The sequence below is a fragment of the Neobacillus sp. BP17 genome (genome assembly GCF_059579525.1).
Window position 1 is genome coordinate 4,562,075 of the sequence record NZ_CM184198.1, and the last position, 25,476, is coordinate 4,587,550.

At 39.5% G+C, this 25,476-nt stretch carries 24 protein-coding genes, 1 riboswitch and 1 other annotated feature; of the genes, 6 read left to right on the plus strand and 18 right to left on the minus strand.

Going from position 1 to position 25,476, the window contains the following annotated elements; translation table 11 throughout:
- Window positions 1-152: 152 nt before the first annotated feature.
- Entirely contained in the window at window positions 153-962 is an 810-nt protein-coding gene (gene speD, locus AC4QJR_RS22310) for an adenosylmethionine decarboxylase (protein WP_098574567.1), read from the minus strand.
- Window positions 963-1,135: 173 nt separating this feature from the next.
- Between speD and AC4QJR_RS22315 the strand changes: the two genes are divergently transcribed.
- Window positions 1,136-1,570: a Dps family protein gene (locus AC4QJR_RS22315; RefSeq protein ID WP_496524216.1), complete on the plus strand. Its 435-nt coding sequence runs from the start codon at window positions 1,136-1,138 to the stop codon at window positions 1,568-1,570.
- A gap of 68 nt (window positions 1,571-1,638) precedes the next feature.
- Here AC4QJR_RS22315 and AC4QJR_RS22320 read toward each other — a convergent pair whose 3' ends face one another.
- Both AC4QJR_RS22320 and AC4QJR_RS22325 read right to left on the minus strand, forming a co-directional pair.
- Window positions 1,639-2,358: a 16S rRNA pseudouridine(516) synthase gene (locus tag AC4QJR_RS22320; protein ID WP_496524217.1), complete on the minus strand. Its 720-nt coding sequence runs from the start codon at window positions 2,356-2,358 to the stop codon at window positions 1,639-1,641.
- Window positions 2,348-3,979, minus strand: coding sequence for a putative polysaccharide biosynthesis protein (locus tag AC4QJR_RS22325; protein WP_496524218.1), 1,632 nt, complete (start codon window positions 3,977-3,979; stop codon window positions 2,348-2,350). The genes AC4QJR_RS22320 and AC4QJR_RS22325 overlap by 11 nt, the downstream gene beginning before the upstream one ends.
- A 207-nt stretch (window positions 3,980-4,186) precedes the next feature.
- Here AC4QJR_RS22325 and AC4QJR_RS22330 point away from each other — a divergent pair, with 207 nt between their 5' ends.
- Window positions 4,187-5,461 carry a BaiN/RdsA family NAD(P)/FAD-dependent oxidoreductase gene (locus AC4QJR_RS22330; protein WP_496524219.1) on the plus strand — a complete coding sequence of 425 codons (1,275 nt, stop codon included), beginning with the start codon at window positions 4,187-4,189 and terminating at the stop codon, window positions 5,459-5,461.
- Between the two features lie 7 nt (window positions 5,462-5,468).
- On the opposite strand, the gene AC4QJR_RS22335 is transcribed toward AC4QJR_RS22330, so the two are convergent.
- The 8 genes from AC4QJR_RS22335 to AC4QJR_RS22370 form a co-directional block, all read right to left on the minus strand.
- Window positions 5,469-5,654 (minus strand): sporulation protein Cse60, encoded by a 186-nt coding sequence (locus AC4QJR_RS22335; protein ID WP_026563254.1) that lies wholly within the window; start codon window positions 5,652-5,654, stop codon window positions 5,469-5,471.
- A gap of 197 nt (window positions 5,655-5,851) precedes the next feature.
- The gene (locus tag AC4QJR_RS22340; protein WP_496524220.1) at window positions 5,852-6,166 is read right to left on the minus strand and encodes a rhodanese-like domain-containing protein; all 315 of its coding nucleotides are present in this window, start codon (window positions 6,164-6,166) and stop codon (window positions 5,852-5,854) included.
- Window positions 6,167-6,219: 53 nt separating this feature from the next.
- Complete coding sequence (gene leuS, locus AC4QJR_RS22345) at window positions 6,220-8,637, minus strand: leucine--tRNA ligase (RefSeq protein WP_496524221.1); 2,418 nt, start codon at window positions 8,635-8,637, stop codon at window positions 6,220-6,222.
- Between the two features lie 39 nt (window positions 8,638-8,676).
- Window positions 8,677-8,897 (minus strand) — a binding site (T-box leader).
- Between the two features lie 156 nt (window positions 8,898-9,053).
- Entirely contained in the window at window positions 9,054-10,247 is a 1,194-nt protein-coding gene (locus AC4QJR_RS22350) for an MDR family MFS transporter (RefSeq protein ID WP_496524222.1), read from the minus strand.
- 357 nt (window positions 10,248-10,604) lie between these two features.
- Complete coding sequence (locus AC4QJR_RS22355; RefSeq protein ID WP_496524223.1) at window positions 10,605-12,056, minus strand: ammonia-forming cytochrome c nitrite reductase subunit c552; 1,452 nt, start codon at window positions 12,054-12,056, stop codon at window positions 10,605-10,607.
- Between the two features lie 2 nt (window positions 12,057-12,058).
- A complete protein-coding gene (locus AC4QJR_RS22360; protein ID WP_496524224.1) occupies window positions 12,059-12,571 on the minus strand; it encodes a NapC/NirT family cytochrome c in 513 nt (170 codons plus the stop codon).
- Between the two features lie 289 nt (window positions 12,572-12,860).
- Complete coding sequence (locus tag AC4QJR_RS22365) at window positions 12,861-13,040, minus strand: glycogen biosynthesis protein GlgD (protein WP_251460135.1); 180 nt, start codon at window positions 13,038-13,040, stop codon at window positions 12,861-12,863.
- The gene (locus AC4QJR_RS22370) at window positions 13,037-13,306 is read right to left on the minus strand and encodes a YtzC family protein (RefSeq protein ID WP_098574578.1); all 270 of its coding nucleotides are present in this window, start codon (window positions 13,304-13,306) and stop codon (window positions 13,037-13,039) included. Before AC4QJR_RS22370 ends, AC4QJR_RS22365 begins: the two co-directional genes overlap by 4 nt.
- 403 nt (window positions 13,307-13,709) lie before the next feature.
- Here AC4QJR_RS22370 and mnmL point away from each other — a divergent pair, with 403 nt between their 5' ends.
- Together mnmL and mnmM are read left to right on the plus strand one after the other, a co-directional pair.
- Window positions 13,710-14,675 carry a tRNA modification radical SAM protein MnmL/YtqA gene (gene mnmL / locus AC4QJR_RS22375; RefSeq protein WP_496524225.1) on the plus strand — a complete coding sequence of 322 codons (966 nt, stop codon included), beginning with the start codon at window positions 13,710-13,712 and terminating at the stop codon, window positions 14,673-14,675.
- Complete coding sequence (gene mnmM / locus AC4QJR_RS22380) at window positions 14,672-15,244, plus strand: tRNA 5-(aminomethyl)-2-thiouridylate-methyltransferase MnmM (RefSeq protein ID WP_496524226.1); 573 nt, start codon at window positions 14,672-14,674, stop codon at window positions 15,242-15,244. Before mnmL ends, mnmM begins: the two co-directional genes overlap by 4 nt.
- 23 nt (window positions 15,245-15,267) lie before the next feature.
- Here the strand turns inward: mnmM and tbcS are convergent, their stop codons facing one another.
- Together tbcS and AC4QJR_RS22390 are read right to left on the minus strand one after the other, a co-directional pair.
- Window positions 15,268-16,350: a tetraprenyl-beta-curcumene synthase gene (gene tbcS, locus AC4QJR_RS22385; protein ID WP_496524227.1), complete on the minus strand. Its 1,083-nt coding sequence runs from the start codon at window positions 16,348-16,350 to the stop codon at window positions 15,268-15,270.
- A gap of 17 nt (window positions 16,351-16,367) precedes the next feature.
- Window positions 16,368-17,171, minus strand: a complete 804-nt coding sequence (locus AC4QJR_RS22390) for an alpha/beta hydrolase (protein WP_251460126.1) — start codon at window positions 17,169-17,171, stop codon at window positions 16,368-16,370.
- Window positions 17,172-17,314: 143 nt separating this feature from the next.
- Between AC4QJR_RS22390 and AC4QJR_RS22395 the strand changes: the two genes are divergently transcribed.
- Complete coding sequence (locus tag AC4QJR_RS22395; protein ID WP_098574583.1) at window positions 17,315-17,827, plus strand: gamma carbonic anhydrase; 513 nt, start codon at window positions 17,315-17,317, stop codon at window positions 17,825-17,827.
- Window positions 17,828-18,052: 225 nt separating this feature from the next.
- Here AC4QJR_RS22395 and asnB read toward each other — a convergent pair whose 3' ends face one another.
- The gene (gene asnB / locus AC4QJR_RS22400; RefSeq protein WP_496524228.1) at window positions 18,053-19,957 is read right to left on the minus strand and encodes an asparagine synthase (glutamine-hydrolyzing); all 1,905 of its coding nucleotides are present in this window, start codon (window positions 19,955-19,957) and stop codon (window positions 18,053-18,055) included.
- A 248-nt stretch (window positions 19,958-20,205) separates the two neighbouring features.
- Window positions 20,206-21,405: a methionine adenosyltransferase gene (metK, locus tag AC4QJR_RS22405; protein WP_098574585.1), complete on the minus strand. Its 1,200-nt coding sequence runs from the start codon at window positions 21,403-21,405 to the stop codon at window positions 20,206-20,208.
- Window positions 21,406-21,608: 203 nt separating this feature from the next.
- Window positions 21,609-21,748: riboswitch (SAM riboswitch) on the minus strand.
- A 248-nt stretch (window positions 21,749-21,996) separates the two neighbouring features.
- Between metK and pckA the strand changes: the two genes are divergently transcribed.
- Window positions 21,997-23,583: a phosphoenolpyruvate carboxykinase (ATP) gene (gene pckA, locus AC4QJR_RS22410; protein ID WP_496524229.1), complete on the plus strand. Its 1,587-nt coding sequence runs from the start codon at window positions 21,997-21,999 to the stop codon at window positions 23,581-23,583.
- A 34-nt stretch (window positions 23,584-23,617) separates the two neighbouring features.
- On the opposite strand, the gene AC4QJR_RS22415 is transcribed toward pckA, so the two are convergent.
- The 3 genes from AC4QJR_RS22415 to AC4QJR_RS22425 form a co-directional block, all read right to left on the minus strand.
- On the minus strand, window positions 23,618-24,571 hold the full coding sequence (locus tag AC4QJR_RS22415) for a hypothetical protein (protein ID WP_496524230.1): 954 nt from the start codon (window positions 24,569-24,571) through the stop codon (window positions 23,618-23,620).
- Window positions 24,552-25,076 carry an RNA polymerase sigma factor gene (locus tag AC4QJR_RS22420; RefSeq protein WP_496524231.1) on the minus strand — a complete coding sequence of 175 codons (525 nt, stop codon included), beginning with the start codon at window positions 25,074-25,076 and terminating at the stop codon, window positions 24,552-24,554. The genes AC4QJR_RS22415 and AC4QJR_RS22420 overlap by 20 nt, the downstream gene beginning before the upstream one ends.
- Before the next feature lie 123 nt (window positions 25,077-25,199).
- Complete coding sequence (locus AC4QJR_RS22425) at window positions 25,200-25,442, minus strand: DUF2584 domain-containing protein (protein ID WP_496524232.1); 243 nt, start codon at window positions 25,440-25,442, stop codon at window positions 25,200-25,202.
- Window positions 25,443-25,476 lie beyond the last annotated feature (34 nt).

Genomic DNA, 25,476 nt, shown 5'->3' on the forward strand with positions numbered 1-25,476 from the left:
CCTCTCCGTGACCTTCGTCTTTATTCTGACATGATTTAAGTCACGTAGACTCCTTCTACGTGACCTTAGTCTTAATCAATTACTTTTTGAGCCACCTAAGAACCGACCACACATCTGTTCCAGTGACCTTAATATTACTGCTCCTTTTCCTATTATTGAACAATATTTTTCCCATAAAAGATTTCATCCATCTCTATCTTTAACCGCTCAGTGATTTCAATATGTTCTTCAGGTGTTAAAGTGTCTTTGCTATATCCAAATAAATAATTATTTAAATCGAATTCACGCAGTTTGCATTTCGTGTGAAAAATATGCTCCTGATAGACATTGACGTCAATCATATCGAATAGTTCACCAACATCTTCCGGGATATAATTCTGAATCGAATTGATTTCATGATCAATAAAGAGCTTGTGTCCCGATTTATCCCGTGTAAACCCGCGCACACGGTAATCAATTGTCATGACATCCGTTTCAAACGATCTAATTAAGTAATGAAGAGCCTTAAGCGGCGAAATCTCGCCGCAAGTGGAAACATCAATATCCGCTCTAAATGTACTGATTCCTTCATCGGGGTGAAATTCAGGATATGTATGAACCGTGATATGGCTCTTGTCTAACTGCATAACCACCGATTCTGGCAGTGGTCCCGGTGATTCTTCAAATGATTCATCTGGTGCATTCGCAACCGGCCCCTCAGAAACCAACAGGGTCACACTCGCCCCAGCCGGTTCAAAGTCCTGACTCGCAACATTTAATACATGGGCACCAATGATATCTGAAACATGCTTTAATATATTTTGCAGCCTTTCCGCACTGTATTGTTCATCAATATACTTTAAATAAGCTTCACGCTCTTCCCTCGTTCTCGTAAAACAAATGTCATACATATTAAAGCTTAACGATTTCGTTAAGTTATTAAAGCCGTGTAACTCAATTGCCTGCTCGTGTGTAAGTTTCATGACAGTTCCCCCTTAATATTAAGGTATCCTTTTCAAGTAAATATTATTAAGATACCCAGAGAACCGTATAGTTAATTATTTTTCGCCTTATTTATAATAATTATAATTTAATATTTACTTTTAACTGATATGTGTTATAATTAATTCAGATAAGAAATTAGGAGGAATGTTAAATGACAGTCGAACAAATGCTCAACCTACAAATCGCTAACTTGAATGTCCTATATACTAAATTACATCGTTTTCACTGGTATGTGAAAGGTCCTCACTTCTTTACCTTGCACGGAAAATTTGAAGAATTATATGAAGAAGCAGCCGCTTCCATTGATGAATTTGCAGAACAATTATTAACGATTGGAGGCCGTCCTGTTTCTACCCTAAAAGAGTATCTTCAACTTGCAACGATTGAAGAAACGAACGAAACACTAACAGCTGAGGAAATGGTACAAGCAATCATCCATGACTTTTCTTTACTCATTGATGAGTTAAAAGTTGGGATGGAAGTCGCCGAGCAAAATGATGACGAAGTCACTAGCGACATGTTTTTAGGCTTAATTGGAAAACTTAAGAAACATAACTGGATGTTACAATCTTTTTTACAGGCTTAATACTGTAAGGACAAGCTATAAAAAGAGAAAAAGCAGCTTCAAATGAGGCTGCTTTTTCATATATAAGTCTATTTCACTTGATAATTTCGGAGTAACTCCACTTCTTCATCTGTTAGTTCTCGATATTCACCTAATTCAAGTGTCTCATCGAGTGGTAATGGACCCATCGAAATCCGTTGGAGATAGACTACTCTTTTCCCAACAGCTTCAAACATTCTTTTCACCTGATGAAATTTCCCTTCAGTAATTGTTAATTGAATGTCGGATCGGATTCCAGACTTTAAGATTTTCAATTCACCTGGCTTGGTTTCATAGCCATCATCCAAGGTAACGCCGTTAGCAAACGCTTCAATATCGTCCTCAGTCACTTCACGATCAATGACCGCAAAATACGTCTTCGGAACATGCTTTTTCGGAGAAAGCAAACGGTGGGCCAATTGGCCATCATTGGTGATTAGCAGCAACCCTTCAGTATCCTTATCCAATCGTCCAACCGGAAAAGGCTCATAAACTTGGTCTTCGAGTTCTAATAAATCGATGACTGTTTCAGTCGAACTATCTTCTGTAGCAGATAAGACTCCTTGTGGCTTATTCATCATCAAATAAATAAATTCTTTGTATTCGATAATTTCTCCGTTTAAGGTTACAGTTTGTGAGGATGGATCCACATGCTGTTTTGCATCTTTTACTACCACATCATCCACTTTAACCGCACTGCTTTTTAACAATTGCTTAACTTCTTTTCTGCTTCCATAGCCTAGGTTTGCAAGCATTTTATCAATTCTCAACGCTTCTCTTCCTCCCAGGTAATTTTAATTTGTTCATGATCCGATCAAGTTTATCCCCAAATAAACGGGTCGCAAGTCCTGATTTTAAGCCAAGATAAAAATAAATTCCAGCTCCTACTGCGGCACAAATAACAATTATTATTACTGATTGAACTTTTAATGCAGGAGAGAGGAATAACAATAATAGTTTGTACATTAATTCTGTGCCCACCCACATGAATCCAGCAAAGATAACAATTAACAAGCTTCTTCTCCATACAAGTCGGAATGGATAACGGGCATATATCTTAATAACAATAAAATTGATGAGAATGGCTGCAACATATCCAAGTGTTGTGGCTAATACTGCTCCTCTTGTTTCCATCATTTTTATTAACGGAATATTTAGAGACAGTTTAATTAATAATCCGACAAGTAAACTTAACACCGTAAATCGTTGTTCGTTGATTCCTTGTAATATGGCTGCAGTAACAGAATATAAGGAAAAAAGAATGGCTACAGGTGCGTATGCCCTTAATACTTCCGTACCAATTACATCATGCTGATAAAACGCTGTATATACAGGTTCTGCCAATAACGAAAGACCGATAGCTGCTGGTAATGTTAAAAATAGCAGGACCTGAAATGTCTGATTTAACTGTTGGTTTAAGCTTGCTCCTTCCCCCTCAACGAAGGCCCTCGTTATACTTGGTACAAGCGTTAACGAAAATCCTGTTGCCAGAGATACTGGAATAATGACAATTTTATGGGATTCAAAGTTCAAAATAGAGAAAAAGGATTCTGCAAATTTCGCTTTCCCGATTTCTGCCATTGCCTGACTAAAGGTGAATTGATCAATCGCCTGAAATAAAGGGTTGGCAATCCCCACTAACACGAACGGAAATGCATAAATAAGAATTTCCTTATAGATATCCTTAAGAGAGATATCTATTGTGCCCTTATCCTGTGAAAGGAGTTCGTCTAAATACGGTTTTCGTTTATACCAATACCAAAATAAAACAAATAAACCGCCAATCGCGCCAATAAAGGCAGCAAACGTCGCCACACTTACCGCTGTTACCATTTTTCCATGAAAAATATGTAAGACGGCAAAAGCCCCTAGAAGAGTAAAGGCAATCCTGACAATTTGTTCCACAACTTGTGAAAGTGCAGAGGGGCCCATCGATTGATGCCCTTGAAAGAATCCTCGAATGAGGCTCATAAATGGAACAACAATTAACGCAAAGCTTACAGCTCGCATAACCGTGGTGACCGAATCTAAATTTGCCTTTTTATCACCAACACTCATTTCCGCTAATGTCGGTGCCGCAAGATACATCACTAAGAAAGCCATAATCCCTGTTAACATCATAATGACTAAACCAGATTTAAACAGCTTCCTGCCAACTGCATATTCCTCTAGAGCATTATATTTTGAAATAAATTTCGAAACGGCGAGCGGCACACCGGCTGTTGCAACGCTAATAAAAATCGTATACGGTACATAGGAAAATTGATAAAGCGTAGTCCCTTCCCTACCGACAATTTGAAAAAATGGTATAACATAAATTAAGCCGATAACCTTTGAAAGTATCGTTCCTAGCGTTAATATAAATGTTCCTCTTAAAAGCTTAGACTGCATAAAATCCCTTCCTACCCGAAGAAATACGTGCGCTTCTTCACATATATAAATCGACTATTTTTTTGCACACTATAGTAGTTTACAACTTCTTGTCCCCGGACGCTACTAACAACCAAGTGAAATTTATGAAAATATGGGCACATTCGTTTTATTTTGATGATAAATGTTTATAATGGAGTGATGGATTAATAAAAAGTTGGTGTAAATATGGAATATGATGTTATTGTCATCGGCGGCGGCCCATCAGGTTTAATGGCTGCTATTGCCGCTGGTGAAAAAGGCGCAAAAGTCCTTTTAATAGATAAAGGTGACAAACTTGGCAGAAAACTAGCGATATCTGGCGGCGGCCGCTGTAACGTGACCAATCGTCTGCCAATAGAGGAAATTATCAAGCACTTGCCTGGAAACGGGAAATTTTTATATAGTGCTTTTTCTATCTTTAGTAATGAAGATATTATTAAATTCTTTGAGAAATTAGGAATTGCCTTAAAGGAAGAAGATCACGGCCGGATGTTTCCAGTCTCTAATAAAGCACAGTCCGTTGTGGATGCATTACTAAATCAACTAGAAAAACTTCATGTACGTGTCTTTACAAATAGCCCTGTCAGCGAACTCATGTATGAGGATGAGCGTGTTTCGGCTGTGGTACTTAAGAACGGACAAACCATATCTGCTCAATCCGTCGTGATTGCTGTAGGAGGAAAGTCTGTCCCTCATACAGGTTCGACGGGTGATGGCTATGCCTGGGCTGAAAAAGCGGGCCATACCATTACTGAACTTTTTCCCACCGAGGTTCCAGTGACCTCGAATGAACCATTTATAAAAAACAAAGTCCTTCAAGGGTTGTCGTTAAGAGATATCGAATTAAGTGTCTTGAACCCAAAGGGTAAGCCCCTCATCTCTCATCGAATGGATATGATTTTTACCCATTTTGGACTAAGCGGTCCTGCTGTCCTTCGCTGCAGCCAGTTCGTGGTGAAAGCGATGAAGAAATGGAAGTTACAAGAAGTAACCATGAGCCTTAATGTCTTACCAGATAAGAAAGAGGAAGAAGTTTTTCAAGAAATTCTCTCACTTGTAAAAAGTGAGCCTAAGAAAAGCATTAAAAATACACTCAAAGGGCTCGTCCCTGAACGGTACCTCCTGTTTCTATTAGACCAAAATGGAATCGATCCTGCTGAGCAAGCTGGAACGATTTCTAATGAAAAAATACGCAGCTTTTCCAAGAGTTGTAAGCAATTCCTAATTAAAGTTAATGGCACCCTGCCACTTGAAAAAGCGTTTGTCACGGGCGGCGGTGTGTCAGTTAAAGAAATTGAGCCGCAAACGATGGGCTCGAAACTTATGAATGGTTTATATTTTTGCGGTGAAATCTTAGATATCCATGGGTACACCGGAGGGTATAATATTACTTCTGCACTTGTAACCGGAAGATTAGCTGGAAGTAATGCAGCCATATATGTGAAAAATAAAAAGGTCTGACAAGTTGTCAGGCCTTATAAATAATCATCGCTGAAAAACAATAAATCTGTTCCTCTTCTTCTTCCTCTGCCATTGCTGCCACATTATATTTAATATCAAGCAGACTTGTTTCATCCAGTCCTTTTAAAAATCGATTCATTTCCTTTTCCAGATCCTTCTCATGCTCCCGATCAAACAACTTTACCTGTATCAATGTTCTCTCCCTCTCTTTTTTTACTACTATTCTTACCACTTTTCTGAAATTTTAAAAATTTAATCTTTATAAAAAGTTAAGATTATTTTGAGTGGAGGCTTTTATACAACTACTGGTGGTACTTAATGAATACCTACATTGTCACCAGCAGATTGATTTGCCGCCGCACAAAAAAACCGATTCCATTGTGGAATCGGTTATTCTGTGTATTCTGTTTCACCAGTCCAAGAGAGCATGCCGCCTGTCATATTACGAACCTTATAGCCTTGATCCTGCAAATAATGGCAGACATTTCCGCTTCTTGCGCTGGAGCGGCAGATAAAGATATATTCTTTATCCTTGTCAAAGTAGTCGAGTTTATCAGGGATATCTCCCATGCGAATATGCTTTGCTCCTGGGATCATCCCGAAAACGACCTCATGATCTTCCCTTACATCGACTAGCTCAAGTTTTTCCCCTGACTCAAGCTTCTTTTGTAATTCTTCTGGTGTAATTGTTTGAATTTCTTCCATCAAGTCCATCCCCTTTAGGAAAAACAGCCCCGAAAAAGGGGCCATTCTATAGATTAATTTGCGACGATATTTACAAGCTTGCCAGGAACAGTAATGACTTTGCGGATTGTTTTCCCTTCAATTTGTTCCTTAATTTGGGCATCCTCCATTGCGATTCCCTCAAGGGACTCTTTGCTTGCATCCACTGGTACCAAAAGCTTTGCCTTTACTTTACCATTGACTTGGACAACAATTTCAACTTCATCATCTACTAGTTTTGCCTCATCATAGGCTGGCCATGCTTCGTAAGATATTGTTTCACTATGACCTAACTTCTCCCAAAGCTCCTCAGCAATATGCGGGCAAACAGGTGCAAGCATTTTAACAAAACCTTCAATATATTCTTTTGGCAGTACGGTTGCTTTATAGGCCTCATTTATAAATACCATCATCTGTGAGATCGCCGTATTAAATCTTAAGCCTTCGTAATCCTCAGTCACTTTCTTCACCGTTTGATGATAAACTTTTTCCAAATTTGAGGCTTCTTCATTTACTTGAATCTTTGGATTTAATTCCCCGTTTTCTTCAACCAATAAACGCCAGATGCGATCTAAGAAGCGGCGGGAACCATCCAGTCCATTTGTTGACCAAGCAATTGATGCATCAAGCGGTCCCATGAACATTTCATAGAGGCGAAGGGTGTCAGCACCATGGCTGCCGACGATATCATCAGGGTTTACGACATTCCCTTTTGATTTACTCATTTTTTCATTTCCTTCACCTAAAATCATGCCTTGGTTAAATAGCTTTTGGAATGGTTCTTTGGTTGGAACAACACCAATATCATACAAGAATTTATGCCAGAAACGCGCATAAAGTAAATGTAAAACAGCATGTTCTGCCCCGCCAATGTAAATGTCAACAGGAAGCCAGTGGTTTAATTTCTCCTGAGAAGCAAGTGCTTGATCATTGTTCGGATCAATGTAACGTAAATAATACCAGCAGCTGCCTGCCCATTGCGGCATTGTATTGGTTTCACGACGGCCCTTTTTACCTGTTTCTGGGTCCACCACGTTGACGAAATCAGAAATAATTGCCAGCGGGGATTCCCCAGTTCCAGATGGTCGAATTTCTTTCGTTTTTGGTAACATCAATGGAAGCTGATCTTCAGGAACCGCAGTCATTGTGCCATCTTCCCAATGGATAATTGGAATCGGTTCGCCCCAATAACGCTGGCGGCTGAATAGCCAGTCACGCAAACGGAAAGTGACTTTCTTCGTTCCGATTCCCTTTTCTTCTAACCAAGCAATCATCTTTTGAATGCCTTCTGCTTTATCCAAGCCATTTAAGAATTCAGAGTTAATATGTTCACCATCGCCAGTATAGGCTTCTTTGTCAATATCTCCACCAGCGACAACGGCTTTAATCGGCAGGTTAAATTCTTTAGCGAATTCATAGTCACGCTCATCATGAGCTGGAACTGCCATAATTGCTCCTGTACCGTAACTTACTAATACATAATCAGCAATCCAGATTGGCATTTTTTCACCATTTGCAGGATTGATGGCATATGCCCCAGTGAATACGCCTGTTTTCTCTTTTGCAAGATCGGTACGTTCTAAATCGCTCTTTGTTTTCACTTTATCCAAATAAGCATCAACCGCAGCACGTTGTTCAGCTGTTGTAATTTTATCTACAAACGCATGTTCCGGAGCTAGCACAGCATAGGTAGCACCAAATAATGTATCGGGACGTGTTGTGAATACCGTAAAAGTCTCTTCATGACCTTCGATCGAGAATGTTACTTCTGCACCTTCCGAGCGGCCGATCCAGTTACGCTGCATTTCCTTTAAACTTTCCGGCCAATCAAGTTCTTCTAAGTCTTCAAGTAAACGATCACCATAAGCTGTGATTTTTAACATCCATTGCTTCATCGGACGGCGTTCAACTGGGTGTCCGCCACGCTCACTTTTGCCATCAATGACTTCTTCGTTTGCGAGAACTGTTCCAAGCGCCGGACACCAGTTTACCGCAACCTCATCAATATATGCTAAACCTTTTTCGAATAACTTTAAGAAAATCCATTGGGTCCATTTGTAGTATTCTGGGTCGGTAGTATTAACTTCACGATCCCAATCATAAGAGAATCCTAATGATTTAATTTGGCGGCGAAACGTGTTGATATTCTGCTCTGTAAATTCTGCAGGGTCGTTCCCCGTATCTAGTGCGTACTGTTCTGCCGGTAAGCCGAACGCGTCCCAGCCCATTGGATGAAGCACATTGTATCCCTGCATCCGCTTTAATCGTGAAAGAATGTCGGTTGCTGTATAGCCTTCAGGGTGCCCTACGTGTAGTCCTGCTCCTGATGGATATGGAAACATATCTAAAGCGTAGAATTTTCTTTTGTCATATTCCTCGCTTGTTTTAAATGTTTTTTCTTCTTCCCATTTCTTTTGCCACTTTTTTTCGATGTGATTATGATCGAAACTCATATCTGTTGCCTCCTTAAAATAAAAAAACCCCTCATCCCAAAAAGGGACGAGAGGATTGTATGTATCTTCCCGCGGTACCACCCACATTAGTGTTAAAAACACTCGCTTCATTCATCCTTAACGCGGAATACGGCAAGCCTTACTATACTTTCACACTTGCAACTCAAAGGCGAGTTCATGATGTACCCGGTTGACTTCCACCAGCCGTCAACTCTCTATTTCGGGTGTGTACCACTACTACTCCTAATCACAGTCATTTCATTATTAAGTATTACGGTTATTGTAATAAATTTTCAACAAGTATGCAAGGCAAACAAACGCCTAAATTCAGGATAGACAAAATATCGGGATAATAAACCAAAAAATAAAAAGACAAAGAAGGGTTACTTCTTCGTCCGCGTGGAATGGACAAATAACTAGATTTGTCCATGGACGGTGCCTGACACCATTTTTGTTTTTAGACCTCGATCGTAAAGGAGTGTTGTGATGATTGCGACGAGGAATAACACTATTAGTACAATGAATAGTGCTGATATGTTGTACATGTCTACGATTATTCCTCCCATTAGGGGACCAATCATTCTGCCGCCTGTTGCAGTACTGTTGACGATTCCTTGGTAGAAGCCTTCACGTCCCTTCGGTGCCAGGTTAAAGGCAACTGTTGGAACTGCCGGCCAGATAAACATCTCACCAATTGTTAAGATAATCATCCCAACTAGAAACCCAGAGAACAGCGTTGCCTGCCCTGCAACTAAAAATGAAACAACGAAAATACCAATTCCAATAATCATTTGCAGTTTAAGTGATGCTTTCAGATGCTTCAGTACACCATTTAAGAATGGTTGGCCAATGACAATTAGGGCACCGTTGATCGACCATAATAGACTATACTGCGTTAATGAAATATTAATTTCCTGTGTATAGGTGGCAATCGTTGTTTGCCACTGTACATAGGCAACCCAGCAAAGCAAATACCCTGTACACAGTATTAATAAGGCATACAGTTTTTTTCTATTTTTTACAATAGGAACATTTATATCGTTAGTTGCCGGTTTTCCTGACTCCCCCGAAATTCCTTTATAGCCAAATAGCGCTATAAGCAAAAAGAGGACGTACATAATAGTATTGGCTAGGAAGATGAGTTGAAAGGAATAAGCGGCAACAATCCCGCCAAGGGAAGCACCCAAGGCTACCCCAAGGTTTTGGGCAACATAAATCGCGTTAAAGGCTTTCCTTCCACCTTCAACCCAAACAGACCCTGCCATTGCATACATCGACGGAAAAATAATACCGGTACCGAATCCAATAATGATTTGGAAGACAATATAGGCAGGCCAGCCATGCCAAAAAGTTAAACCAATGAGTGCTGCAAGAGTAATCGAGATTCCTATTAAGATAGATTTGTAGCCGCCTATTCTATCAAATAGGCTGCCGCCATATAGGTTACCAATCACACTTGCCCCTGAATTTAGCATTAGGACTATTCCAGCAATCGATAAGGACTTGCCCAGGTGATCATGTATATAAATTGTATTTAAAGGCCACAGAAATGATGAGCCTGTGACATTAACGACCATCCCTATTATTAAGAGCCATAAGGCACGTGGCATATATAAAACGCCCCTTTACATATTACAATTTCAATTACCAAGGATATATTCTATTATTTTTTCTTGGGGCGCGCAATGCTTTTTGTTTTCCATTGCAATGGGGAGAGGTGTGGAGATTTGGTATTCCCTCTGAATCGATCCAGGATTCCGTCAAACTGGATTGGATTTCGCTGAATTGGTCCAGGATTTCGCCAAACTGGATTGGATTTCGCCGAATTGGCCCAGGATTTCGCCAAGTTTCCCAATTATTTAGCCAAATCTAAAGAAGATATCGCCAAACTCAATTTCTCCTCAAAAAAACCATAAGAAAAAAACACTGTAAATGAAACAGTGTTTTCCTGACCAAAATATTTAAGGTTATTTCTTTGGTACTCCTGGTACTACCGGTGCTTGCGCAGGGAAATAACTATTCACTGCGGCATCTTTTTTCTTATCATTTTCTGTTTCGTCGAAAACAGCCTTTTTCACTTTTTCAATTTCCTTGTCTACCTCTTCCATGTCAACGCCTTTTTTAACAAGCTCTTCAGTTGCAAGCCGGACCGCTTTGTTGGATTGAACAACAGATTCTCTTAAGGAATCCATCGATCCCTGTGGATTATGAAATCCGGCCGAGTTTTCAGCTGCGATAATATCCCAGAACCATTGGCCCTTCCGAACAAATTCCTGCGCTTGCTTGATTTTCTCCTGATTTACACCTGAAGTAATCATTTTATTTACATAATAGTGTGATGTCGTGGAAATATCCTGTGCTTCGTGTAATGCACTGACATTTGCTTCTTGAATTTCAAGGACACGGTCCTTCAGTTTATCTAAATCGCGATCGCCATGACACTGACCGCATGAAGTTTGCATGGTTTTAAGCGGTGAAGTCCACCAGTGTGAGCTGATTTTTCTTTTTCCATCGACACGCTCATATGGCATATGGCAGTCAGCACAAGATACATTCGCTTTGCCGTGTGTACCTGATGAATGTGTTTCATATTCGGGGTGCTGTGACTTTAACATTGGCGTCCCAGAAATATTACTAATCCAATCCTTCTCAAAACCTTTTTCTTTCGCAATGGTGCTGTAATACTCATACATTTCTTCAGGTTTAAAGCCTTTTGTCCACGGGAATGTTACTTCACTATTATCGGCTGCAAAATAATACTCCACGTGACACTGGCCGCAAACATAACTGCGCATATCGTTCTTGGTTGGATTGGATGTATCTACGCCTTTCGCTTGTAATGCCTTATAGAAGCTTGGACGAGTGACACGCAAATCCATTGTTTTTGGATCATGACAATCCGAACAGCCTATTGGCGAGTGCCCCATCTCCTCCCCTTTTGGCCAAATATCTTTATTAAAATTAGCACCCCAGTAGTGGTCGCCCATTTCCTCAATCATCTTTGGAACAGCTGTCGATTTACAAGTGTAACACGAGCCAACCGATTTATCGGTAATCCGTTGAATACTGCGTATATCTTCTAAGGCGTATGTATGTCCACGTTCTTCGTTATATTCATTTGCAAATCCATATCCATTAAAGAGAATAGGTAACAGAGGCTCTTTATCCTTTTCAAATTTGCTGCGTTTTTCAGAACCGCCATAAGTAGTATCTTCCATCTTTTCATTCTTTTTGTAACTATTATAATGAAGTGGAAATAAGTCCTTAAATGCTTCATTACGAATTTCATCGGCTGCGAGTCCTGTAGTCTTCTTTCCTGCGGCAGACGCCGTTTTCTCAGTAGATCCATCGCTGCACCCAGTAATGATCAAAACCATCGCTAGCAGGAGAAGATATGCCCCATATCGAAAGCTTCCCATTTCTAAAATCCTCCCTTATTTTCTAATAACTCTCCTGAAACAGGCGGCTTATTATAACGATCATCTTTAAAGCCTTTCCCGTGTGGTACTGTTTTGTGACAGGAAATACACTTTTCCTTTGCATCATGCGATACATTGCTAAGTGTACTTTTATGACAAGAAATACAGTTGTCATTCATAATTTTTTCAGTTCGTTCGGTCGCCTCAATCACATCCGGAATCTTCTTTGTTCCGAGTGTATTGAAAAAAATATGTGTCATCCCTGCGCGGCCTTTAAAAAATAATTTCCCCACTTCACTTTTATGAGGCAGATGGCAGTCATTACACTGTAAATCCGAGTGAGTTGAATCCATAAAAGACTTATGTACGGATTTCATCGTATGACAGTTTTGACAAAAACCAGGAGAATCCAAGTAGGCCATTGTTTTTACAGTGGAAAAAGATAAAAACACACCAATCAGTAGCGCCAGCACAATTAAAAACTTTTTGTCCATTTTAAGGAATTTTTTTAACATTTCCTCACCTCCCATTCTTTTCTCTTTTAGTTTTTCTGCATCGTAATCCTGAGTGGTCTACAACCTTATTTAAACCATGATATAAAAGGGCAAAACTGTGACGTACATCACATATATATCACTACTTGTTACCGACCTGTGAACGAGCGTTTCCTTCTATTTTCAAGGTGTTTTTAATGTAATATTGTTATTCCAAGTGATTTTTTACACTTTTTTCTATAATTTTCGGAAAAATTATTTATAAAAAAAGAACCCCTCAATGAAAAAAATTGAGGGATTCTTCCTTGTTTTATGAAGATTGGTCTTTTTCTTGGTGGAATTTGGATTTTACAGGCTGCCCACCGGATTTTTCATAATTCTTCTTGGCTTGCTTAACAAGATCGAAATCTTGCCCCAGCTCTAAATCTTGATTATTAATTCCATTCCGGGTTTTCTGTTCAGGATTTTGTTGCTTAGAACGCTTTTTCAAAGGTTTTCCCCCTCTAGAACCATGGTATTCTGAAGCTGCTGCAGCTGGAGTCTCATTCTATGGAGCTGTTCCCGTTGCTGCGAGTTTGCACTATGTGCCATTTTAGCAATGTCTTGATAAGTATCTTCAAGCTGCTGCAGCGCCTTTGTGTAATCATCGTCATTATAATGCTCTTGGAGACTACTTTGTTTGTATTGTTCTTGGGCAAAGCGAACTGTGTCCTCAACCTGTTGCATTAATTCGTCCATAGAGTCGCGAGTAGCCATTTAAGAACCCCTTTCTATAATAACTGGAAGCCCCGTGTGAGAAGCATAATGCTTCATTTCTTATTTTGTTCTCCATTTTCTTTCCTATAACATAAACAGTTGAATAATTATTACCAGCCAGTTCCGTAAATAATTACATTTGGATAAGCTAGCCACAACATGATAAAATTGATGTTATGCGCTTTTTAATTTTTTTCTCTGTTAAAGCGGCCTGTTGAATTCCGCTTCAGTCACTTCGCTTTCCGCGGGCGGTCCGGGGAGCCTCCTCGTCGCTGCGCTCCTGCGGGGTCTCCCCTGCCCCGTCCTCCCGCAGGAGTCTTCGTGACTTCCGCTCCAATCAACAGGGTGCAAAAATTAACAATAAGTTTTAACACAGCCTATTTTCTTAAAGGAGGTTTTCTGATTGGTTCAGATGAGACCTTTTATATATGCTTCTGATGATAAACGATACCATACTTGGAATTACCACTTGCGCCAAGAATTTGGTCATAAGGTGTTTAAAGTCGCGCTTGATGGAGGCTTTGATTGTCCGAACCGGGATGGCACTGTCGCACACGGAGGCTGTACGTTTTGTAGTGCGTCAGGTTCTGGAGATTTCGCCGGTAATCGAGTAGAATCCCTAGAAACTCAATTCAATAACATTAAAGAAAAAATGCACACAAAATGGAAAGATGGCAAATACATGGCCTATTTTCAGGCATTTACAAATACCCATGCACCAGTAAATGTACTTCGTGAAAAATATGAATCCGTTCTGGATCAGGAAGGCGTCGTGGGTTTATCGATTGCCACGCGTCCTGATTGTCTGCCAGATGATGTGGTCGAGTATTTAGCGGAACTGAATGAACGAACCTATTTATGGGTTGAACTTGGTCTTCAGACAGTCCACGAACGGACAGCCTCACTCATCAATCGTGCCCATGATTATCAATGTTATAAAGATGGGGTAAACAAGCTAAGAAAGCATGGGATTCGCATCTGCTCCCATATAATTAATGGATTACCGCTTGAGAACTACGACATGATGATGGAAACTGCTCATGAAGTAGCCAAATTAGATGTTCAAGGAATAAAAATCCATTTGCTCCATTTGTTAAAAGGAACGCCGATGGTCAAGCAATATGAAAAAGGAATGCTCGAGTTTATGTCCCAAGATGACTATGTAAAGTTAGTATGTGACCAATTAGAGATTTTACCACCCGAGATGATTGTTCATCGGATAACAGGAGATGGTCCCATTGATTTAATGGTTGGGCCGATGTGGAGTGTGAACAAGTGGGAAGTCTTAAATGCCATTGATGCGGAACTGAAAAAACGAGACAGCTGGCAGGGGAAATTTTATCAAGGTCAATTGGTGAAGTATTTATGAAAATAGACAAGGTTCTTCCGTTTGCGAAAAATCTACTTAAAAAAGCGGTTCAACCTGGCGATGTTGTGATTGATGCGACAGTTGGAAATGGCTATGATACAGTTTTCTTAGCAGAACTTGTTGGTGCCTCCGGTCACGTATTTGGGTTTGATATTCAAGAGAAAGCGATTGCCGCAAGCAAGGAACGTTTAATTAATCAAAGCCTGTCTGAGCGAGTTACACTGTTTCAATCGGGGCACGAACAGCTATCCCAATTGATTCCTAACAACTATCAAGGTAAAGTAACTGGTGCAATTTTCAACTTAGGATATTTGCCTGGCAGTGATAAAACGATAGTTACTCAACCTGAAACAACGATTGATGCTCTGCAACAACTAATGGAAATGATTGCTCCTGAAGGAATCATCGTTCTCGTTATTTATCATGGCCACAAAGGAGGGGCTGAAGAACGTGATTCCCTGCTTGATTATTGCCAAAAAATTGACCAAAAAACAGCCCATGTGCTCCAATACCAATTTATCAATCAACAAAATAGTCCAGCTTTTATCATTGCAATCGAGAAAATATAAAAACCAGGCCTAAGCGCCTGGTTTTATTTTGAAATTAACCTTGTAACAAAAGCTGGGACTGATTTTTGCACTGAACGGTAGGCAAGACCATTGAAATAGAAGAAATAGCTAATCCAACCGCCCGTTTTAATCATACCTTTGGCTAATTTTCGCACGTTTTTCTGTTTGCGAACCTTGGCATCGGATAAATAAATACCCAGCAGACCACGATTAATCAAGCGATGAAAATTTTTGTGAGGGAGAAATTCCGTGTGCCGGTCTGCTTCAATCATAAAATGATTCAAGCGTTGAAAAAGCATTTCCTCATTACGATAATAAGTACAAAAGTTTAAATCTCCCCCAATAAGGTCTTCTTCTTGATCAATAAAATAATCTAAAAGAATATGTAAGCCCTGAATATATGGAAAGTATCCATTTCGAATATTATCCGCATCACTCAACTGAAAATCATTACGATGTGCATAGGACACAAGGCAAAAAATCCCTAAGGTAGAACCCGAACAAGCTGAAAATTCATACCATTCCATATCAGGTAAGTGAGGTTGGTTCTTTTGAAACCATTTTTCAAGACGTGGGACCCGCTCCTCATGGATGACATGTTTATGAATTTGCAGTTCACAATAGTATTGGCATAGCTCAAGCAAATAGTCTTTAATTCCTTCATAATTCTTAATTTCTCTCAGGACAGAGCGGCAGGTTTCCGATAAATCATTTAAATAATTATCATCGTCCTGGTCTTCACGGAGCCGGTAATAATTTTTCTTCTCTGCCTTAAGGACGAGCGCATCTGCCATGGATTCATGGAGCGCTGCAAAATCCTCAGGGTCTAGTGAGGTGGAACGGTCACAAAGATTATCCAAATAATCACTAATCGTTTGATAAGCAACGATAAATTTTATCGCTTTTTGATAATCCCCTTTTGCGGTTAGTGCAAGGATAGCACCACCCTCGCAATGGAACGTTTTATGATTGATACTTGCAAGGGCCTGAGTCCTCAGTTCCTCGTTCGGGATTTTTTCTGCACGGCTTTTCCAATAAGCCAATTCTTTGTGTACTGCTGGAAGTATTTTGCTGTATACCCTCGACATAAGGGTGATTGGCATCATTAAAACCGACAACCTTTCTAAACAATATAACCGATTGCTTTTAATTGACTATAAACAAAATCCTTTGCATATTCAAATACCACTTCGCGCTCCGGTTCATTAAAAATCTCATGGTAGCATTTCGGCCATTCCTTAAATCTTTTTTCCGAAAGTGGTACGTGATTGAACCACTCTTTTACGGTACTTTTATTGACTATTTTATCATCGCCAGCTTGCATGACTAGCATGGGGATATCTTGTGTTTTTTCAAGCGCCTGAAAGGCCTCTTTCATGGCACTCACTAATTCCCGATACCATCGAACCGATACCTTGGTTACATAAAGGGTATCATTCGAATCCGCTTCACGGACCTCTTCGTTTCTTGTTGCCATTTGGACCGATAATCCAGAATTGATCCGAAGTGAAGGAAAAACCACATTCAGACCATGCGATAGAATATCTAGAATTTTAGATGGGGTATGAACTAACCCTAAACACGGCGATGAAAGAATCACTCCAGCGACATTCAGCTTCTCTTCCTGTAAGAGCCGGATTGAAATTAATCCCCCCATACTGTGACCAAGTAAGAATACTGGTAAATTATAGCGGTAGGCTGCCTGAATCCAATCCTTTACTTCAAAGATATAATCATCGAAGGAATGAATATGACCGCGGTTTGCTCTTGTTGTCATCCCCTGGCCCGGAAGGTCTGCCATAATCACATGGAATCCTGCAGAACGCCACATTTCGATTAGCCAGCCATAACGGCGATGATGTTCCATCGCACCATGGACCATCACAATTACTGCCTTCGCTTCCCCTTCTGCTTCCCACTTCCACATAAAGTTCCCCCCTAGAGTAGTTATAACCAATTAGTGAATGAATTCCAATGCACGAAACTTCACTAATTCAAAAAAGACGAATTATTTTTAATTGCTTCCTACTTCCGCTAAAATAATATAATCATGGAAAAGGAGCGAGAAGAATGATCTATCCTTATAAAGATAAGTATCCTCACATAGCGGATACTGCTTTTATTGCCGACTATGTGACAATTACTGGTGATGTTGTAATTGGCGATGAATCAAGTGTCTGGTTTAATACTGTCATTAGAGGGGACGTCGCCCCAACCATCATCGGTAAGAAAGTAAATATCCAAGATAATTCTATCTTACACCAAAGTCCCAATAACCCGCTAATTTTAGAGGATGAAGTGACTATTGGACACCAGGTAATTTTACACAGTTGTATCATTAGAAAAAAAGCACTCATCGGAATGGGATCGATTATCCTTGATAATGCTGAAATTGGTGAAGGTGCATTTATTGGTGCCGGCAGTCTGGTTCCCCAAGGGAAAAAGATCCCGCCTAATACCTTAGCATTTGGCAGACCCGCAAAAGTTATTAGAGAATTAACACCTGAAGACATTAAAGATATGGTAAGAATCTCTAGAGAATATGCAGAAAAGGGACAATATTATAAGTCCATTCAACCTTAATAATAAAGCGCAAGCGCCCTGGTCAGCGGCGTATGGCCTGGAGCGCTCCAACTGAGATAAAGGAAACACGAAGAGCGATAGCGATTCGATGTTGACTTATCGTAGGGAGGAGAGCGAAGGACAGTAGCCGCTAGGGCGCTGGAGCTAGACAGTAATCTAAGTTCAAAAACTTATACTATCTTATACTAAATAAAGCACCCAAGAAAACTTGGGTGCTTTTATTTATTAATTTTTCGATGATTGCAATGCTTTTTCTAAAGAATAATCCCGTTGAAATGAATAGACATCCTCCACATACACTTGATGCCAAACCATAAACATCAGCACAGTCCAGATTTTCCTGCTGTTATCTGCTTTGCCTTGGCTATGATCTTCAAGCAATTGAAGCACATAGGTTTTATTGATCAAATGATCGGTGTTGCTTTCACGGATGATTTTTTTGGCCCATTCGTTCATTTCATCCTTCAACCAGTGACGGATTGGAACAGGGAAACCTAGTTTCTTACGGTCTAGCACATGGGCAGGCACGATGCCTTCAGCGGCTTTACGCAAGATATATTTAGTCGTTCCATGAGCTGTTTTCAGGCTAGTTGGGATTTTTGACGCGACTTCGAAGACCGCTTTATCGAGGAATGGCACACGTAATTCTAAAGAATGAGCCATGGTTACTCTATCTGCCTTCAATAAAATATCACCGCGCATCCAAGTATGAATATCAATATACTGCATCCGATCAACCGGATCGTAGCCCCGCGATTCGGAGTAAAGAGGCTTCGTAATATCCTTATAATCTAATCCTTCACGGTAGACATTTAATAGTTCTCGTTTCTCTTCTTCTAAAAACATTTTTGCATTACCGATATAACGATCCTCCATCGGCGTTACACCACGTTCAATAAAGCTTTTTCCTCTCATTCCTTCAGGCATCATGCCTGCAATCCCTTTTAAAAGCACTTTTCCTGCTCTTGGGATTTTATTAAATACCTCTAATGATTGCGGTTCACGATAAATATTGTAGCCGCCAAATAATTCATCCGCCCCTTCACCAGACAGAACAACGGTTACGTGCTTTCTTGCCTCACGAGCAACAAAATATAACGGAACGCAAGCAGGGTCGGCAAGCGGGTCATCCATATGCCACATGATTTTTGGAATTTCATTCATGTATTCCTGAGGGGAGATCACATAACTGATATTTTCAACACCAAGTTTCTCAGCTGTCTCTTTCGCGACATCAATTTCACTGAAACCATTATGCTCAAAGCCAACAGAGAAGGTTTTAATGGCAGGGTGAAATTCTTTAGCAATTGACGCAATGATGGAAGAATCAATCCCGCCTGATAAGAATGAACCTACTGGAACATCACTGCGCATATGCATTTTGACTGAATCAAAGAGGACATCTTTAATTTCTTTTATAAAATCAGACTCCGCTTTTTGAACCGGTTTAAAATGTGCCTTCCAATATCTTTTAATTTCCATTGGTGAGCCAATTTTTTTTGAAAAATAATGACCTGGTTCTAATTTCTTAATTCCATCAGATAAAGTGTTTGGTTCAGGAACAAATTGATAGGTTAAATAATGCTGCAAAGAATCATAATTGAGCACATCATTTTCAAGACCCAACAAAATACTCTTTTTCTCAGACGCAAAAAACGTTCTGTCACCATCTTCAAAATAAAAGAATGGTTTAATTCCAAAAGGATCGCGTGCCCCATAAAGACTTTGCTCTTGTTTATCCCAGATAACGAAAGAGAACATTCCACGCAGTTTTTCAACGGCCTTTTCCTTTAAATGGCTGTAAAGAGCAATAATAACCTCCGTATCAGAACTTGTTGCAAACGTTAAACCCTCAGCTAATAGTTCTTCACGCAGCTCAACATAGTTATAAACTTCACCGTTAAAGATAATCCAATAGCGTTCATTTTCATAGGTTAACGGTTGATGACCGCTCTCAATATCAATGATACTTAAACGTCGGAATCCAAATTGAATATGATCATCATAATAAAAACCATCATCATCTGGACCACGATGAGTGATAATATCGTTCATATTTTTAAATTGTTGTTTTTGTACTTCACTATAGTTTTGTGTTGTATCGTGTACACAACCTATAAAGCCACACATTATGTACCTCACCTCTTCTAAATATCCCTAAATAAAGGATTTAATCCAAAAAACATACTCTCTAATACTACCACTTTTTTTTGAAAAAATGCACTGTGAACAATAGGTAAATTTACTATCCCCATTTTTTACTTCTTTTGACCTGTATAAACATTTCATTTTAGTCAAATACCGATTAAATGTGCAGGTAATTAGACGTACAAATAAAAACGGGAGTTACATGTCATATGTAACCCCCTCTTTTCTATTTATATATTTGCTTGCGCTCGTAATGCCTCTACTTTATCCGTACGCTCCCAAGGCAGGTCAATATCTGTACGGCCAAAGTGGCCGTAGGCTGCTGTTTGTTTGTAGATTGGACGACGAAGGTCCAGCATGTTGATGATTCCAGCAGGACGTAGGTCAAAGTTTTCACTCACCAGGTTCACTAGAATATCTTCGTTTACTTTACCAGTACCAAAAGTATCCACAGCGATGGAAACTGGTCGTGCTACACCAATCGCATAGGCCAGTTGAACTTCACATTTTTCAGCAAGACCAGCAGCCACGATATTTTTAGCTACATAACGAGCTGCGTAAGCTGCAGAACGGTCTACTTTCGTTGGATCCTTACCAGAGAAAGCACCGCCGCCATGACGAGCATATCCACCATACGTATCAACAATAATTTTACGGCCGGTTAAGCCTGCATCCCCTTGAGGGCCGCCAATAACGAAACGTCCGGTTGGATTAATAAAATACTTTGTCTTCTCATCGATAAGTTCCTTCGGTACAACAGGGTTGATGACATATTCTTTTAAGTTACGTTGTATCTGCTCTAACGTTACTTCTGGGTTATGTTGAGTAGAAATAACAATGGTATCAATCCGTACCGGTTTATCATTCTCATCATATTCCACCGTTACCTGGGTTTTTCCGTCTGGTCGAAGGTATTCAAGAACATTGTCTTTTCGCACTTCTGTTAATTTACGAGCAAGCTTATGTGCAAGTGAGATGGGAAGCGGCATTAGCTCTTTCGTTTCATTACATGCAAAACCAAACATTAGCCCTTGATCCCCTGCTCCAATTGCTTCAATTTGCTCATCAGACATTTGACCTTCACGAGCCTCCAAAGCTTGGTCAACACCCATTGCAATGTCTGGAGACTGTTCATCAATAGATGTTAAAACTGCACATGTCTCGGAGTCAAATCCATATTTCGCACGATCATATCCTATCCCTTTAATCGTTTCACGAACGATTTTTGGAATATCCACATATGTAGATGTTGTGATTTCCCCTGCAACTAACACTAATCCAGTTGTTACTGAAGTCTCAGCCGCAACACGAGCATTAGCATCTTTTGCTAAAATAGCATCTAAAATGGAATCAGAAATCTGGTCACAGATTTTATCTGGATGACCCTCAGTAACTGATTCAGAAGTGAACAAACGCGCGTTTCTTGACATCTGAATTCCTCCTTTATTATGAGATCACGAGGATTTTTTTCGAAGGTTACAGGTATACTTCTTAAACCTCGAGAATTTGATACGGTACTCATTCCCTTAGTATGTAATAAACAAAGGATTTTTATTAGAGACTCATTTCATAAAAGGACTTATACAAAACAAAAAACCTTACCATAGAGGAAAGGTTGTTTTCGGGCCTTTCGCTCTTATCGTTCAAGGCATTAGCCTTGCGTCAGATTAGCACCTTCGCATTTGAAAAGGACCTTTTAAAGTGGTTCATCTTTTCATACTGCAGGTTGCTGGGTTTCATTGGGCCTGTCCCTCCACCAGCTCAGGATAAGAGAGTATCCGTTCATCTTAGAATAATATCATACTGGGTAACAATGTCAATGTATTTTTTAGAAATATCTTCCTCATAAAATGGGAAAAATACGGTGTAAGTCATTAGTCTTTTATAAAATTTATTTATATCTTCATTTAAAGTTTTAAAATATATAAATCCAGATAAATAGGATACATTAATTCGACTAATGTGTTATACTTTTTGTATTATTAACCACATAAAACTTAGACAAAGGAAGGTCTCATTAAATGAATTCTGTTGATACTCCTAATGAATTAAATCAATTGTTGAATGAAAGTCATGTTCATGTACAATTATCTGTTCCACAGTTAGTTGAAAAAGTCTTAACCCGTCATGAAGGGGCACTAACTTCAACGGGAGCAATTAGTGTCGCTACTGGTAAATATACTGGCCGATCTCCACAAGATAAATTCATTGTTGTAGAAGATTCAACGAAAAATAAAATTGAATGGGGCACGACCAATCAACCAATTTCTGAGCAGGTTTTCACAAAGCTTTATCAAAAAGTCATTAATTATTTACAACAGAAAGAAGAAATCTTTGTTTTTAAAGGTTTTGCTGGTGCCGATACAAAATCACGTTTACCTATCCAAGTTGTAAATGAATTAGCATGGCAAAATTTATTTGTACACCAGCTATTTATTCGACCAACAGAAGAAGAACTGCTTGATCATAATACTGGTTTCACCGTTATTTCTGTCCCTAATTTCAAGGCTGATCCGGCAATTGATGGCACTAATTCTGAGGCCTTTATTATTGTATCATTTGAGAAAAGAGTTGTTCTAATCGGTGGAACAGAATATGCAGGCGAAATGAAGAAGTCTATTTTCTCAGTCATGAACTATCTACTACCTGAAAATAATATTTTTTCCATGCATTGTTCTGCCAATGTTGGCCTTGAAGGCGATGTTGCATTATTTTTCGGCTTATCTGGTACTGGAAAAACCACTTTATCCGCGGATCCAAATCGTCGATTAATTGGTGATGATGAGCACGGCTGGTCATCCAACGGTGTCTTTAATATCGAGGGAGGCTGCTATGCCAAATGTATTAATCTTTCTCGTGAAAAAGAGCCGCAAATTTTTGATGCGATTCGCTTTGGAACGGTATTAGAAAATGTTACCTTGAATCAAGAATCCAGAATCCCTGATTATGATGATGGCACATTAACAGAAAATACACGTGCCGCTTATCCAATTCATGCGATTGATAATATTGTTCAACCAAGTATTGCTGGACATCCAAACACCATCATCTTCTTGACGGCTGACGCTTTTGGTGTTTTGCCTCCTATTTCGAAACTTACTAAGGAACAAGCGATGTATCATTTTTTAAGTGGTTATACTTCAAAATTAGCCGGAACAGAGCGTGGAATAACGTCTCCACAAGCAACCTTCTCTACCTGCTTTGGTGCACCATTCTTGCCACTGCCAGCAACTCGATATGCCGAAATGTTAGGTGAGAAGATTCTTGAGCACAATGCCAATGTATTCCTTGTGAATACAGGCTGGACCGGCGGTGAATATGGGGTCGGTAACCGGATGAAGCTTTCCTACACCCGTGCTATGATCCAAGCGGCACTTGAAGGGGAACTAAATCATGTAGAAACAACCAAAGATAAAATTTTCGGTTTGAATATCCCTCTTCATATTGCTGGAGTACCAGATGAAGTCCTTCAACCTAGTAAAACATGGTCTGATCCGTTTGCTTATGAGAAGAAGGCAGAAGAATTAGCAGCACAATTCCGGGAAAACTTCAAGAAATTCACAAATGTCTCAGCGGAAATTGAACAAAAAGGCGGACCTATCGCGTAAGTGAAAAGTGACCTATCTATTCTAAAAGCCCATATCAATTCGATATGGGCTTTCTTACTTCTACCGTTTCTGATTTATTTAATAAAGTAAACCGATATTTGCCGCTTTTTTTCAGTTGGAAATCTCCTATATACATGGATATGTCTTTTCCATCAGTGGTCGTGTAATCGGTCTTATCTTTAAAGGTAAAAGTAGATACTTCTGCATTTTCAAGGTCAAATATTTCTAATTCAATTTCAGGTGGAAGGTTTTCTCCCTCTACCTCAATTGCAGCATCTTCATAGAAACCTGCATATAAAACCTCTTGGGAAATCATTAGAGTGGAATCACCTATCTTGATATAAGGCTCCATAACATAAATTGAAAATTCACCGACCTTTTTATTGCCGGCCATAAATTCAAGATTATATTTTCCAGAAAAAGTAAATGGTTTAAAACTTGTCATTGCATGACCATCTGCCCCATACATCCCCCCTGATATTACGGCTGTTGCAAGATGTTCTTTGACTCCTGTTTTTACATGGGTTGCCGTTACGTTTAAGGGTTTATTGGCAAAATCCTTTCCATAGTCACCCCATAAATAGACTGATATTTTTGAAACACTCCTTTGATCCTTCGCTATCCACTCCAGTGGAGCAAGCAGGCTAACCTTGTTTGGTATTCCAAAATTGCTATCAGGATAATATGGTGTGCCACTCTTATCCATTAAAGCAAAAAACTCGCCCTTTTTTACAACTTCTGTCTTTACAGATCCCGAATTGCTTAAACCTTCACCATGGCTTGTAAAATAAAGGATTGGAGCAATTATCGCCAACATAAATAGAGCTGCTAATGCCGCTAGTCTTTGAAAATTAAATCGCCTGCTTTGTTTCCGAGTGCTTTCCTCACGAATTGTTTTAAGAAAAGCGTTTCTCTGCTTTGCAGTTAACTCATGCTTTGGAAAATCAGCCATCATTTCCAGTAATTCTTTATCCTTCAATTGACTCAAAATACTCCCCCTCCTTTAAGCGTTCATTTAGCTTTCTCACTGCCCGAAAAAAAGTAACATTCACTTTATTCTCGGTCCAGCCAAGGACTTGACCTGCTTCTTGGGATGAAAGTTCTGCAATACCTCTTAATAAAACCACATCACGATAATTTGGCTTTAGCCCATTAATTGCTTCATACAAATAGGCATATTCCATTTTCCTAACAATTTTTTCCCCTGTATCTTGTTCATGAAGCTTAGGGGATTCATAATCTAAAATCTGTTTAAGTCTGTTCCAAACAGATTTCTTCCGGTAAAAGTCTATTGCTGTATTTCTTGCAATTGATATCAGCCATGTTTTCGGGCTTGAATCATTTTTAAAGTGACTTAAAGCTCGTAATGCCCGTAAAAAGGTTTCTTGAACCAAATCCTCAACATCCACCGAGCCTGTATAATAAACTAGATAATTGGTAACATCCTGCTCATATTGAATAAACCATTTCTCTATTTGATGGCCGCGCTCCAATCCAATCCCCCTTCCCAAAAACCTTAATCCTAATAAATCTATTAATAAGACGAATGTATCGAAAGTTTATTACACATTAATAATATTTTTTTCAAAAAGAAAAAGCAGGTGGCAAAACCCTGCTTAGTTCGTTGAATTTAATGAGATTAATTGGTAGGTGATGGTCGTGCTGTTATTCTGCAGCTCAACTTTTTTAATGATTGCTGTACCACTTAAATCACTATCCATTGTTTTTCTTACATCAATCGGAATCTCAATGGGATAAAGTCTATACCCTTCTTTTTCTAATGTGAAGACATTTTCCTCTACTCGTATCTCTCTTCCTTTTGTCACAATCATCGTATTTAACTCAAGAGGCATACCCATATCTTTGATCCGCTCCTCTGCTTGTTTTACCTTT

Bases quoted from the DNA above. Each gene is read 5' to 3' on its own strand.
- speD (WP_098574567.1), bottom strand. From the start codon at position 962: ATGAAACTTACACACGAGCAGGCAATTGAGTTACACGGCTTTAATAAC.
- AC4QJR_RS22315 (WP_496524216.1), top strand. From the start codon at position 1,136: ATGACAGTCGAACAAATGCTCAACCTACAAATCGCTAACTTGAATGTC.
- AC4QJR_RS22325 (WP_496524218.1), bottom strand. From the start codon at position 3,979: ATGCAGTCTAAGCTTTTAAGAGGAACATTTATATTAACGCTAGGAACG.
- AC4QJR_RS22330 (WP_496524219.1), top strand. From the start codon at position 4,187: ATGGAATATGATGTTATTGTCATCGGCGGCGGCCCATCAGGTTTAATG.
- AC4QJR_RS22340 (WP_496524220.1), bottom strand. From the start codon at position 6,166: ATGGAAGAAATTCAAACAATTACACCAGAAGAATTACAAAAGAAGCTT.
- leuS (WP_496524221.1), bottom strand. From the start codon at position 8,637: ATGAGTTTCGATCATAATCACATCGAAAAAAAGTGGCAAAAGAAATGG.
- AC4QJR_RS22350 (WP_496524222.1), bottom strand. From the start codon at position 10,247: ATGCCACGTGCCTTATGGCTCTTAATAATAGGGATGGTCGTTAATGTC.
- AC4QJR_RS22355 (WP_496524223.1), bottom strand. From the start codon at position 12,056: ATGGGAAGCTTTCGATATGGGGCATATCTTCTCCTGCTAGCGATGGTT.
- AC4QJR_RS22360 (WP_496524224.1), bottom strand. From the start codon at position 12,571: ATGTTAAAAAAATTCCTTAAAATGGACAAAAAGTTTTTAATTGTGCTG.
- AC4QJR_RS22370 (WP_098574578.1), bottom strand. From the start codon at position 13,306: ATGGCTACTCGCGACTCTATGGACGAATTAATGCAACAGGTTGAGGAC.
- mnmM (WP_496524226.1), top strand. From the start codon at position 14,672: ATGAAAATAGACAAGGTTCTTCCGTTTGCGAAAAATCTACTTAAAAAA.
- tbcS (WP_496524227.1), bottom strand. From the start codon at position 16,350: ATGATGCCAATCACCCTTATGTCGAGGGTATACAGCAAAATACTTCCA.
- AC4QJR_RS22390 (WP_251460126.1), bottom strand. From the start codon at position 17,171: ATGTGGAAGTGGGAAGCAGAAGGGGAAGCGAAGGCAGTAATTGTGATG.
- AC4QJR_RS22395 (WP_098574583.1), top strand. From the start codon at position 17,315: ATGATCTATCCTTATAAAGATAAGTATCCTCACATAGCGGATACTGCT.
- asnB (WP_496524228.1), bottom strand. From the start codon at position 19,957: ATGTGTGGCTTTATAGGTTGTGTACACGATACAACACAAAACTATAGT.
- metK (WP_098574585.1), bottom strand. From the start codon at position 21,405: ATGTCAAGAAACGCGCGTTTGTTCACTTCTGAATCAGTTACTGAGGGT.
- pckA (WP_496524229.1), top strand. From the start codon at position 21,997: ATGAATTCTGTTGATACTCCTAATGAATTAAATCAATTGTTGAATGAA.
- AC4QJR_RS22425 (WP_496524232.1), bottom strand. From the start codon at position 25,442: ATGGGTATGCCTCTTGAGTTAAATACGATGATTGTGACAAAAGGAAGA.